Consider the following 12,233-nt stretch of genomic DNA (forward strand, 5'->3'; position numbering starts at 1 on the left):
TGTCGAAGCGTGCAGCAACCGCTTCGTGTGCCCCAAAGCGCACCTGCGCGGGTCCTGGTGCTGGCGTCGGGAACCGGTTCGCTGCTCGAGTCGTTGCTCGCGGCCGCGGTCGGCGACTATCCGGGACGAATCGTCGCGGTGGGTGCGGACCGGAAGTGCCGGGCGCTCGACGTCGCGGCGGACGCCGGCCTGCCGACATTCGCAGTGCGGCTGGGTGATCACCCGAACCGCGATGCCTGGGACCGAGCGTTGACCGATGCCGCCGCTGCTCACGAACCGGATCTGGTGGTGTCGGCTGGTTTCATGAAAATCCTTGGTCCGCAGTTTCTTTCCCGGTTCCTCGGTCGTATCGTCAACACCCACCCCGCCCTGCTGCCCGCGTTTCCCGGCGCGCACGCGGTAGCCGAGGCGCTGGACTACGGGGTCAAGGTGACCGGCTGCAGCGTGCACCTGGTCGACGCGGGCACCGACACCGGGCCGATCCTTGCTCAGCAGCCCGTGCCCGTCCTCGACGACGACGATGAGGCGACGCTGCACGAGCGCATCAAGGTGGTCGAACGACGGCTACTGGTGGACGTTTTAGAAGCGCTGGCCACCCGCGGCGTGACCTGGACCGGACGAAAGGCAACCATAGGATGACAGCAGACGGGCGCAGGCAGATCCGCCGCGCACTGATCAGCGTCTACGACAAGACCGGGCTGGCCGAACTGGCCCGCGGCCTACACGATGCGGGCGTCGACATCGTCTCGACGGGCTCGACCGCCAAAACGATTGCGGGCGCCGGTGTTCCGGTCACGCCCGTCGAGCAGGTGACGGGTTTCCCCGAGGTGCTCGACGGCAGGGTCAAGACCCTGCACCCACACGTGCATGCCGGTCTGCTCGCCGATCAACGCAAACCCGAACATGTTTCGGCGCTTGCCGATCTCGGCATCGCGGCCTTCGAACTGGTGGTGGTGAACCTGTATCCGTTCACCGAGACGGTCGACTCCGGCGCGAGCGTCGACGAATGCGTCGAACAGATCGACATCGGCGGCCCGTCGATGGTGCGGGCCGCCGCGAAGAACCATCCCAGCGTCGCCGTGGTGGTCGACCCGTTGGGATACGACGGCGTGCTAGCCGCCGTGCGCGCTGGCGGGTTCACGCTCGCGGAGCGAAAAAAGCTGGCATCACTGGCTTTTCGGCATACCGCCGAGTATGACGTTGCGGTGGCGTCGTGGATGGGTTCGGTGCTGGCACCCGCGGACGACGGGGCACCGTCGTCCTTACCGTCCTGGCTCGGTGCGACATGGAGGCGGTCAGCAGTGCTGCGCTACGGCGAGAACCCGCACCAGCAGGCCGCGCTGTATCGCAACGACGCCGTGTGGCCGGGTCTGGCGCAGGCCGAGCAGCTGCACGGAAAAGAGATGTCCTACAACAACTACACCGATGCAGACGCGGCCTGGCGCGCCGCGTTCGACCACGAGGACATCTGCGTGGCGATCATCAAGCACGCCAACCCCAGCGGCATCGCGATCTCGTCGGTGTCGGTGGCCGACGCGCACCGCAAGGCCCACGAATGTGATCCGCTGTCGGCATTCGGCGGAGTGATCGCCGCGAACACCGCGGTCAGCGTTGAGATGGCGGAAACGGTCGCCGAGATCTTCACCGAGGTGATCATCGCGCCCGCCTATGAGCCCGGTGCGGTGGAAGTGCTTGCGCGCAAGAAGAACATCCGCGTTCTCGTCGCCGCTGAGCCGCAGCAGGGGGGCAGCGAGTTCCGGCAGATCAGCGGCGGTTTGCTGCTGCAACAGCGCGACGCAATCGACGCGCAGGGTGACGATCCGGTCAACTGGACGTTGGCAACCGGTTCGCCGGCGGACCCGGAGACGTTGGCGGACTTGAAGTTCGCGTGGCGGACATGCCGCGCCGTGAAATCCAACGCGATCGTCGTGGCCAAGGGCGGCGTGACCGTCGGCGTCGGCATGGGACAGGTGAACCGCGTCGACGCGGCCAGGTTGGCAGTCGAGCGCGGCGGCGAAAGGGTGTCGGGCGCCGTCGCGGCATCAGATGCGTTCTTCCCGTTCCCTGACGGGCTCGAGACACTGACGGCGGCCGGGGTGAAGGCGATCGTGCACCCGGGGGGTTCGATGCGTGACGACGTGGTGACCGAAGCCGCGGCCGAGGCCGGGATCAGCCTGTACCTCACTGGCGCTCGGCACTTCGCGCATTGACACTCGTGATGACGGTGTCGAGGGCGGCCGCGGTGGTACTCGCGATGTCGACGCTTCTGGTCGCGTCGTGCACGCGCTATGTCGACGACGCGCGGGCAGTGGCCGCCGCCGACCGGTCGCCGCTGTCCGACGCATCGCAGTGCGAATCGGTCGACGTCCCGCTGACCACGGTCCCGGGCCGCAGAGACGACGAACCGGTGATGAAGATTCCGCAGCCCCAGGGATGGGTCCGGTCGACGAAACTGGACTCGGAGCTGTTCCGGTTCGCGATGGTCAACAGAAGTCTCACTGTCGACGGCTTCGCCCCGAACGTCGTGGTGACGTTGGAGAGCGCGCTGGGTTTCCAGCATCCCGCCGACGTGTTCGACACCCAGCGCGACGCGCTGGAATCGGGGTTCGGAGCCACCGATCTGCGTGTCAGCGAGCACACGTTGTGCGGTCAGCCCGCCGAGACGGTGCAATATCTGACACCGGTGATGGGCAACCTCGCCACACATCCGGGCACCGTGGTGATCGCTGTGATGCACACCGATGACCGGACGTACGCCGCGAGCGTAACGATCCAGACCGCGAACCCCGGCGACCCCGTCTACCAGCGGGACGCCGAGGCGATCCTGACCGGATTCCAGTTTCTGCCGCCGCAGGGGCAGTGACGCCAAGGGGTGCTGACACCCACGGGCCCCGATGGAGTCGTAGCGTGGAGTGGTGACCCAACCTCATGATCTGCCCCGGACCGTTGGCGAGCTGAAGGCCGCCGGCCATCGCGAGCGGGGCGTCAAAGCCGAAATGCGGGAGAACTTGCTGGCCGCGCTGGCCGAGGGGCGCGACCCGTGGCCCGGCATCCTCGGCTTCGAGGACACCGTGATCCCTCAGTTGGAGCGTGCTCTGATCGCCGGGCACGACGTGGTGCTGCTCGGTGAACGCGGCCAGGGCAAGACGCGACTGCTGCGCGGGTTGACCGGTCTGCTCGACGAGTGGACACCGGTGATCGACGGTGCCGAACTCGGCGAGCATCCCTACACCCCGATCACGCCCGAGTCGATCCGGCGCGCCGCCACTCTCAAGGACGACCTGCCCGTGGCGTGGCGGCACCGCAGCGAGCGGTACACCGAGAAGCTGGCCACCCCGGATACCAGCGTCGCCGACCTTGTCGGCGACATCGACCCGATCAAGGTGGCCGAGGGCCGCAGCCTCGGCGACCCCGAGACCATCGCCTACGGCCTGATCCCGCGGGCGCATCGCGGCATCGTCGCAATCAACGAGTTGCCCGACCTTGCCGAGCGCATCCAGGTGTCGATGCTGAACGTGATGGAGGAGCGCGACATTCAGGTGCGCGGCTACACGCTACGGCTTCCGCTCGACGTCGTGGTGGTGGCGAGCGCCAACCCCGAGGACTACACCAACCGCGGCCGCATCATCACTCCGCTGAAGGACCGGTTCGGTGCCGAGATCCGAACGCATTACCCGCTGCAACTCGAAGCGGAGGTGGGCGTGATCAAACAAGAGTCGCATCTGGCGGCGGAGGTGCCCGAGTATCTGCTGCAGGTGCTTGCCCGGTTCGCTCGCCATCTCCGCGAATCGCATTCGATCGACCAGCGTTCAGGCGTCTCGGCGCGGTTCGCAATCGCCGCCGCCGAAACCGTCGCCGCCGCAGCGCGACACCGCTCCGCCGTGCTCGGCGAATCCGATCCGGTGGCCCGCGTGTGCGACCTCGACACCGTGGTGGATGTGCTGCGCGGCAAGCTGGAGTTCGAGTCCGGCGAGGAGGGCCGTGAGCAGGCGGTGCTCGAGCATCTGCTGCGGCGGGCCACCGCCGATACCGCGCAGCGGTTGCTCGGCGGCATCGACGTGGGGCCGCTGGTCACCGCGATCGAGAACGGCTCCGCGGTCTCCACTGGCGAACGTGTCTCGGCGCGAGCCGTTTTGGACGCGGTGCCGGAAGTGCCCGCGATCGCCCAGGTGCAGCAGCGCCTCGGCGCGAAGTCCGACGGCCAACGTGCCGCCGCGGTGGAATTGGCGTTGGAGGCGCTGTATCTGGCCAAGCGCATCGACAAGGTTTCTGGAGAAGGCGAAACGGTCTATGGCTAAATCCGGGCACGGCCACTCGTCGCGGTATTCGCGATACACCGGCGGGCCGGACCCGCTGGCGCCGCCGGTCGACCTGCGTGAGGCGCTGGAGCAGATCGGTAAGGACGTGATGGAGGGCAGTTCGCCGCGGCGCGCGCTTTCGGAGCTGATGCGGCGCGGCACCAGGAACATGCGCGGGGCCGACCGGCTGGCCGCCGAGGCCAACCGTCGGCGCCGGGAGCTGCTGCAGCGCAACAACCTCGACGGCACTCTGCAGGAGATCAAGAAACTGCTCGACGAGGCCGTGCTGGCCGAACGCAAGGAATTGGCCCGCGCGCTCGACGACGACGCGAGATTCAACGAGATGCGGATCGAGTCGCTGCCGCCGTCGCCGGCGAAGGCCGTGCAGGAACTGTCCGACTACGACTGGCGCAGCCAAGAGGCGCGCGAAAAGTACGAGCAGATCAAGGATCTGCTCGGCCGCGAGATGCTCGACCAGCGGTTCGCCGGGATGAAGCAGGCGCTGGAGAACGCCACCGATGAGGACCGTCAACGCGTCAACGAGATGCTCGACGACCTGAACGATTTGTTGGACAAGCATTCCCGCGGCGAGGACACCCAGCAGGATTTCGACGACTTCATGGCCAAGCACGGCGAGTTCTTCCCGGAGGGCCCGAAGAATGTCGATGAACTGCTCGATTCGCTGGCTCAGCGCGCGGCAGCGGCGCAGCGCTTCCGCAACAGTTTGTCGGCCGACCAACGTGCCGAGCTGGATGCCTTGGCGCAACAGGCATTCGGCTCACCGTCGTTGATGAACGCGCTGAACCGGCTCGACGCGCACCTGCAGGCGGCGCGACCGGGCGAGGACTGGACGGGCTCGTCGCGATTCTCGGGCGACAATCCGATGGGAATGGGCGAGGGAGCACAGGCGATGGCCGACATCGCGGAGCTCGAACAACTCGCCGAGGCGCTGTCGCAGAGCTACGCGGGTGCGACGATGGAGGACGTCGACCTCGACATGCTGGCCCGCCAGTTGGGCGAAGAGGCGGCCGTCGACGCGAAGACTCTGTCGGAACTCGAGCGGGCACTGATGGACCAGGGTTTCCTGGACCGCGGCTCCGACGGTCAGTGGCGGCTTTCTCCCAAGGCGATGCGCCAACTGGGACAGACCGCGTTACGTGATGTGGCGCAACAACTCTCGGGTCGGCACGGCGAGCGGGACACCCGCCGCGCGGGTGCCGCAGGAGAGTTGACCGGCGCGACGCGGCCGTGGTCGTTCGGCGACACCGAGCCGTGGAACGTCACCCGCACGCTGACGAACGCGGTGCTGCGTCAGGCCGGAGCCGCTACGGCGGCGACATCAGACCCCGGAGCTGGGGTCGCCGAAGTGCCGATGAGGATCACCGTCGACGACGTCGAGATCTCCGAGACCGAGACCCGCACACAAGCCGCGGTGGCGCTGTTGGTGGATACCTCGTTCTCGATGGTGATGGAGAATCGGTGGCTGCCGATGAAGCGCACAGCGTTGGCGCTCAACCATCTGGTCAGCACCCGCTTCCGCTCGGATGCATTGCAGATCATCGCGTTTGGCCGTTACGCGCGCACGGTGACCGCCGCAGAGCTGACCGGCCTGGAGGGCGTCTACGAGCAGGGCACCAACCTGCATCATGCGCTGGCGCTCGCCGGACGCCACCTGCGCCGCCACCCCAATGCCCAGCCGGTGGTGCTCGTCGTCACCGACGGCGAGCCGACCGCGCACCTCGAGGACTTCGGCGGGGACGGAAGTTCGTCTGTGTTCTTCGACTATCCGCCGCACCCGCGCACAATCGCTTTCACCGTCAAGGGGTTCGACGACGTGGCCCGGCTTGGCGCTCAGGTGACGATCTTCCGGCTCGGCAGCGATCCAGGTCTGGCCCGGTTCATCGATCAGGTCGCGCGTCGCGTCGAAGGCCGGGTGGTGGTGCCCGATCTGGACGGGTTGGGCGCAGCCGTCGTCGGCGACTACCTGCGGTCGCGCCGCAGGCGCTGATTCGATCAGGCGGCCTTGCGCTTCTTGCGTTTGACGGCGACGCTGCCCCACAGCGAGAAGCCGCGGATCCGCACGCACGGCGCGCCGGGGGAACCTTCGCCGTTGACCTCCTGGTCGAACGTTCCCATCACGCCCACGCCGCGCAGGTCGACGTTGACTTCGGGCGGTACCAGGATGGTCTGGCCGCCCATGATCGAGTACGAGTGGATCTCGACGTCGGGTGACGTGAAATCGGCATACCGCAAATCCACCACGCCGCCGCCCCACAGGGCGAAGGTTGTCAACCGCTTGGGCACATTCCAGCGGCCGCGGCGCTCGAAGCCGCTCATGATCGCCAGCAGCAGAGTCGACGGTGCGGGCCGACACGGACCGCCGCCGGGTGCCCTGGTGACTGCACCGGGTAGGTCGGCGCTGATGCGGTCGAGTTCGTCGTAGGTCTGCGCGGCATACGCCTTGGTCAGCCGGTCTTCGTATTCGCTCAGCGGCAACCGGCCTTGGGCGGCGGCGTCGGTGAGCAACTGCGCCACCTGAATCCGATCGGTGTCTGCAGCACGCATCGAACTGTTCCGCGACGCTGGAGTGCTCATCGACATCGAGCCTACGACTAACGCTGGCACATGCAAGGTCGTTGGCCAAACTGTGCTCTCGGTCATTCCGGCGAAGCAGCTAGATGAGCAAACTTTAGATGGTCTCGGCCAGGTAGTCGGCAAAGCCGATGGTGCCCACCGGGTTGTCAGGAACCAGGTTCGCACCCGATCGGAAACCTGCGGCGATGCGCCCTGGCGCCGGTAGCTCCACGATGGGTCGACGGCCGCCTCGGGCGCTCAAGTAGGTGCGGGCCAAATCGGCGTGGGTGTGCACGGCCGGACCGCCGATGTCGGGAACCCGTCCTGCGGGTTCGCCGTCGATCAACTCGACCAGCCGCATGGTGACGTCACGGGTGTCGATGGGCTGGAACCGCACGCCCTTCAATGACCACAGCAGCGGGGAGAACCGCTGGATCGTGAAAGTCATCATGACCAGATCGTGAAACTGCGTCGCGCGCAGCACCGTATGTCCGATGCCGGAGGCCCGCAAGGTTTCCTCGACGCACAACTTGGTCTTGTAATACGGCAAAGGGATCCGGTCGATGCCGACGATCGACACGTACACAATGTGATCAACGCCCGCCCGACGCGCCGCTGTGATGAGGTTCTCGGTCGAGGTGACGTCCTTATCGGCGGTGCCCTGAGTGGCGCAATGCAACACCACATTCACGCCGTCGACGGCGGCGTCCACACCGGTGTTGCTCAACAGGTCGCCCTGTGCCCAGTGCACACCCGTGTAGCCGACATGACTGTGTCGGCTCATCGCGCGTACGTGATGTCCGGCTTCCGTCGCCGCGCCAACCAGCTTCCGGCCCAAAGTGCCGGTGGCGCCGGTGACGAGGACGTGGCGACTCATCGGTCGCCTAGCCTACGCGCCGACTGAAAAGAAAACGGGCACCTACGCGCATGCGCAAGTGCCCGCTGACTGGCATTGAAAACTACTCGGGGCTGCGCGGCCCATTCAAGAAGTCGCCGATGCTGTTGACGAACGTTTGGGGCTGGTCCAGGATTCCGAGCCCATCGCGACCTCCGTCGTCAGTCGGATTCCCGTTCAGGAAACGATCGAGGTTGTACGCCGGGCTGACTGTCATTGCGAAAGTCCCGGCCTGCTCGTTGGCAACGCACACGACACGTGCCGGTGTCAACGGAGGCGTGAAACCGGGGTCACTCGGATCCGCGCAGTCGGCCTGGGCCGGCGCAGCTGCCATCAAACCAGCGGTTCCCAGAGCGCCGATGGCGCCTGCAGCGGCTGTAATCAGTGTTCGCTTCATGAGACGTCTCCTCGACTCAGATGGGCGCCCCGTACGCCCTTAACCGATCTTAACTACCCATGGTATTGTGTGTTTAACCAATTTAACGGTAGCGAAAATAATATTACCGCGCTGAAGACAGATTGGCGCACAAATATTGCGCCTGAATTACGGCTACGGGTCAATCCAACTAGGTCGCCGTTTCTGCAGGAATGCCATCATGCCTTCGCGCGCCTCCTCCGAGACGAACAGCCGTGCCGACTCCTCCGACAGCTCCTCGGCGTGCCGGTCGAAGGCCTCCAGAATCGCCGCGGTCGTCAATGCCTTCGAGGCGGCCAGCCCCTGCGGCGACGCCTTGGCGATTGCGGTGGTCAGCGACGACACCGTCGCCGGCACATCGGGGGCCGCGACGGTGATCAGTCCCATTTCGGCGGCCTCGGAGGGGCCGAACTTCTCTCCGGTGACGAAGTAACGACCGGCGGCGCGCGCCGACATCTTCGGGAGCAGGGTCAGCGAAATGATCGACGGCGCGACGCCGATCCGCGCCTCCGTCAACGCGAATGTGCTGGCCTGACCCGCAACCGCGATGTCGCATGCGCCGACCAAACCGAGTCCGCCCGCCCGCACGTGCCCGTCGATCGCCGCGATCACCGGGATCGACAACTTGAGAATCCGCCGCAACAGGTCGGTGAGCTCGCGGGCCCTGTCGACCGCAAGCTCGCCGGGGTCACGTCCGGCCGCCTCGGCGAGATCTGCACCCGCGCAGAATGTCCCGCCGGTGTGACCGAGGACGACCGCGCGCACGCCTGATTCCTCGGTGGCCTCCGTGAAAGCTTGATGCAACTGATCGACCAGCCTCGTGGACAAGGCATTGCGGTTGTCCGGCGAGTCGAGGGTGATCCGTGCGACCGGCCCCTCGACGGCGTAGTGGACGAGCGTCGCCATCAGTACGACCGCGGCAGGCCGAGCGACGTCTGCGCCACGAAGTTGAGCACCATCTCTCGGCTCACCGGCGCGATGCGTGCCAGCTTCGACGCCGTCACCGCCGCGGCGATGCCGTACTCCTTGGTCAGCCCGTTGCCGCCCAGCGACTGCACGGCCTGATCGACGGCGCGCACCGACGCTTCACCGGCGGCGTACTTGGCCATGTTCGCGGCCTCGGCGGCGCCCGCGTCGTCGCCCGCGTCGTACAGCGACGCCGCCTTCTGCATCATCAGCTTGGCGAGTTCGATATCAATGTGGTTCTGCGCCAAGGGATGCGACAGGCCCTGATGCGCGCCGATCGGCGTCTTCCACACCTGCCGGGTCTTCACGTAGTCGACCGCCTTGCTGATCGCGAACCGGCCCATGCCCACCGCGCTGGCCGCGCCCATGATCCGCTCGGGGTTCAGCCCGGCGAACAGTTGCGCGATGGCCGCGTCCTCCGAACCCACCAACGCATCCGAGGGCAACCGCACCTCGTCGAGGAACACCTGGAACTGGCTTTCCGGACTGGTCAGTTCCATCTCGATCTTGGTCCAACTAAGACCTTGTGTATCGGTCGGCACGATGAACAGCGCCGGCTTGAGGTTGCCGGTCTTGTGGTCTTCGGTGCGGCCGACGACAAGCACCGCCTGCGCCTGATCGATGCCGGAGATGAACACCTTCTGGCCCGACAGGATCCAGTCGCTGCCGTCACGACGCGCGGTGGTCGTGATGCGGTGGCTGTTCGAGCCCGCGTCGGGTTCGGTGATCGCGAACGCCATCGTGGTCGCACCGTCGGCAATGCCGGGCAGCCACCGCTTCCTCTGCTCCTCGGTGCCGAACTTGGCGATGATGGTGCCGTTGATCGCGGGGGAGACGACCATCATCAGCAGCGGACATCCCGCTGCGGCCATCTCCTCCATCACCGTCGACAACTCGTACATGCCAGCGCCGCCGCCACCGTACTGCTCGGGCAGATTGACGCCGATGAATCCGAGTTTGCCTGCCTCACTCCATAATTCGTCGGTGTGCTGGCCCGCCCGGGCCTTCTCGAGGTAGTAATCCTGGCCGTAGTTGGCCGCCATCGCTGAAACGGCCTTGCGCAGGGCTTGCTGTTCCTCGGTTTCGATGAAGCCTGTCATTACGCGTCTCCTCCAGGGGTGTCCACTCGGGTCACTACTCGGGCCAGTGCGAAGCCGACCTCGACCTGCTGGCCGGCCTCGACGTTGAGTTCAGCCAGCACACCGTCGCTCGGTGCCGTCACGGTGTGTTCCATCTTCATCGCCTCGAGCCAGATCAGAGGTTGGCCCGCCCGCACGGTGTCGCCCACCGCGGCGCCGACCCGCAGCACCGAGCCTGGCATCGGCGCCAGCAGCGAACCCTGCGCCACAGCGGCGTCGGGGTCGGGAAAGCGGGGCAGCGCAACGAGGTGCACGGGGCCAAGCGCAGAGTCGACGAATACCTCGGTGCCGTAGCGGACCACGTCGAACCCGCGGTCAACACCGTTGACCGACAGCACCACCCGCTCGGATTCCGCGCTCACCAGCGCCACGTCGTCATGGTCGGCCAACTCCACCCCGTTGCGGGTGAAGCGGTACCGCACCCGGTGGGTGTCGTCTCCTGCGCTGTAGGACTTGGTCTGGTAGCCGGATGCGAGGTTGCGCCAACCGCTCGGTGCTGCCGTGAAAACCGTTGCGGTGCAGCGGTTGTGTGCGGCGTCGGCGAGTGCGGCGGCCACTGCTGACAGCGCCACCGTCGAGTCGTCGGCCAGTGGTGAGGCCAAGGCAGCCAGCCCGTGGGTGTCAAAGAATGCCGTGTCGGTGGCGCCGTCGAGGAAAGCCGGATGGCGCAGCACATTCACCAGCAGGTCGCGGTTGGTGCGGACGCCGTGGAGGCGGGTGCGCGCCAGGGCGTCTGCGAGCACGCCTGCCGCCTGACGCCGGTTCGAGGCGTAGGAGATGACTTTGGCGATCATCGGGTCGTAGAACACCGAGATCACTGAGCCGTCGACGACGCCGGTGTCCAGCCGCACATGCTTCGGCACGTCGAAGTGGTGCACCGTGCCCGCCTGCGGCTGCCACCCCTTGGCGGGATCCTCGGCGTACAACCGTGCTTCGATCGAATACCCCCGCGACGGAGGGGGTTCCCGGTCGAGCCGAGAACCGTCGGCAACCGCCAGTTGCAGCTCGACCAGGTCCAGGCCTGTGGTCTCTTCGGTGACTGGGTGCTCGACCTGCAGCCGGGTGTTCATCTCGAGGAAGAAGAACTCGCCGCGGTCGTCCGCCATGAATTCGACGGTGCCCGCGCCGGTGTAGCCGATCGCGGTCGCGGCGACCCGGGCAGCGTCGAAAAGCCTGGCGCGCATCCCCGGCGTGCGCTCGACCAGCGGCGACGGCGCCTCCTCGATGATCTTCTGATGGCGGCGCTGAATGGAGCATTCGCGTTCGCCGACCGCCCACACGGTGCCGTGTTGATCGGCGAGCACCTGCACCTCGACGTGATGGCCGGTCGCCAGGTAGCGCTCACAGAACACCGTCGGATCGCCGAACGCCGACTGTGCCTCACGGCGTGCGGCTTCCACCTGTGCCGACAGTTCCGACAATTCGCGGACCACCCGCATGCCGCGGCCACCGCCGCCGGCGGATGCCTTGATGAGCACCGGCAACTGCTCGGCGGTCACAGTCTCTGGGTCGAGCTCCTCGAGCACCGGCACGCCGGCGGCGGCCATCATCTTCTTGGCCTCGATCTTCGACCCCATCGCCGCGACCGCGGCCACCGGCGGCCCGATCCAGATCAGGCCAGCATCGATCACCGTGGAGGCGAATTCAGCGTTCTCCGAGAGAAATCCGTATCCCGGATGAATCGCGTCGGCGCCGGCAGCGCGTGCCGCGTTGATCAACTGTGCGGCGTCGAGGTAACCGTTGCGGCCCTCGAGGCGCACCGCCGCGTCGGCGTCGGCCACATGCGGAGATGCCGCGTCGGGGTCGGTGTACACGGCGACCGTGCCGATGCCGAGCCTGCGACAGGTGTCGAACACCCGGCGAGCGATCTCACCGCGGTTGGCGACCAGAACTGTGTTGATCATCTGCTTCCCTCGGTGATTTGCACACCTGTCGCGTGGATCATG

General features: G+C 66.6%; 11 protein-coding genes. 5 read left to right on the forward strand and 6 right to left on the reverse strand.

Annotated elements, in window-relative coordinates; all coding sequences use genetic code 11:
- The first annotated feature begins 9 nt into the window (after positions 1 to 9).
- From purN to ACGFK1_RS28120, 5 genes are read left to right on the forward strand one after another with little or no spacing between them, the layout of a single operon-like run.
- Positions 10 to 639 carry a phosphoribosylglycinamide formyltransferase gene (gene purN / locus ACGFK1_RS28100; protein WP_393437383.1) on the forward strand — a complete coding sequence of 210 codons (630 nt, stop codon included), beginning with the start codon at positions 10 to 12 and terminating at the stop codon, positions 637 to 639.
- Positions 636 to 2,210, forward strand: coding sequence for a bifunctional phosphoribosylaminoimidazolecarboxamide formyltransferase/IMP cyclohydrolase (purH, locus tag ACGFK1_RS28105; protein WP_393437386.1), 1,575 nt, complete (start codon positions 636 to 638; stop codon positions 2,208 to 2,210). The genes purN and purH overlap by 4 nt, the downstream gene beginning before the upstream one ends.
- A gap of 8 nt (positions 2,211 to 2,218) precedes the next feature.
- Positions 2,219 to 2,863: a hypothetical protein gene (locus ACGFK1_RS28110; RefSeq protein ID WP_393437389.1), complete on the forward strand. Its 645-nt coding sequence runs from the start codon at positions 2,219 to 2,221 to the stop codon at positions 2,861 to 2,863.
- A 52-nt stretch (positions 2,864 to 2,915) separates the two neighbouring features.
- A complete protein-coding gene (locus ACGFK1_RS28115; RefSeq protein ID WP_393437392.1) occupies positions 2,916 to 4,298 on the forward strand; it encodes a sigma 54-interacting transcriptional regulator in 1,383 nt (460 codons plus the stop codon).
- The gene (locus ACGFK1_RS28120) at positions 4,291 to 6,306 is read left to right on the forward strand and encodes a VWA domain-containing protein (protein ID WP_393437395.1); all 2,016 of its coding nucleotides are present in this window, start codon (positions 4,291 to 4,293) and stop codon (positions 6,304 to 6,306) included. The genes ACGFK1_RS28115 and ACGFK1_RS28120 overlap by 8 nt, the downstream gene beginning before the upstream one ends.
- Positions 6,307 to 6,311: 5 nt before the next feature.
- On the opposite strand, the gene ACGFK1_RS28125 is transcribed toward ACGFK1_RS28120, so the two are convergent.
- The 6 genes from ACGFK1_RS28125 to ACGFK1_RS28150 all read right to left on the reverse strand — a co-directional run bounded on the left by ACGFK1_RS28125 (position 6,312) and on the right by ACGFK1_RS28150 (position 12,191).
- Positions 6,312 to 6,893: a DUF1707 domain-containing protein gene (locus ACGFK1_RS28125; protein ID WP_393437397.1), complete on the reverse strand. Its 582-nt coding sequence runs from the start codon at positions 6,891 to 6,893 to the stop codon at positions 6,312 to 6,314.
- Positions 6,894 to 6,987: 94 nt separating this feature from the next.
- Positions 6,988 to 7,749 carry an SDR family oxidoreductase gene (locus ACGFK1_RS28130; protein ID WP_393437399.1) on the reverse strand — a complete coding sequence of 254 codons (762 nt, stop codon included), beginning with the start codon at positions 7,747 to 7,749 and terminating at the stop codon, positions 6,988 to 6,990.
- Positions 7,750 to 7,831: 82 nt separating this feature from the next.
- Complete coding sequence (locus tag ACGFK1_RS28135) at positions 7,832 to 8,164, reverse strand: hypothetical protein (protein WP_393437401.1); 333 nt, start codon at positions 8,162 to 8,164, stop codon at positions 7,832 to 7,834.
- A gap of 153 nt (positions 8,165 to 8,317) precedes the next feature.
- The gene (locus tag ACGFK1_RS28140; RefSeq protein WP_393437404.1) at positions 8,318 to 9,088 is read right to left on the reverse strand and encodes an enoyl-CoA hydratase family protein; all 771 of its coding nucleotides are present in this window, start codon (positions 9,086 to 9,088) and stop codon (positions 8,318 to 8,320) included.
- Positions 9,088 to 10,248, reverse strand: coding sequence for an acyl-CoA dehydrogenase family protein (locus ACGFK1_RS28145; protein ID WP_393437407.1), 1,161 nt, complete (start codon positions 10,246 to 10,248; stop codon positions 9,088 to 9,090). Before ACGFK1_RS28145 ends, ACGFK1_RS28140 begins: the two co-directional genes overlap by 1 nt.
- On the reverse strand, positions 10,248 to 12,191 hold the full coding sequence (locus ACGFK1_RS28150) for an acetyl/propionyl/methylcrotonyl-CoA carboxylase subunit alpha (protein WP_393437410.1): 1,944 nt from the start codon (positions 12,189 to 12,191) through the stop codon (positions 10,248 to 10,250). The genes ACGFK1_RS28145 and ACGFK1_RS28150 overlap by 1 nt, the downstream gene beginning before the upstream one ends.
- Positions 12,192 to 12,233 lie beyond the last annotated feature (42 nt).

Source organism: Mycobacterium sp. NPDC048908 (assembly GCF_043197955.1).
In the GTDB taxonomy this organism is placed as follows: Bacteria; Actinomycetota; Actinomycetes; order Mycobacteriales; family Mycobacteriaceae; genus Mycobacterium.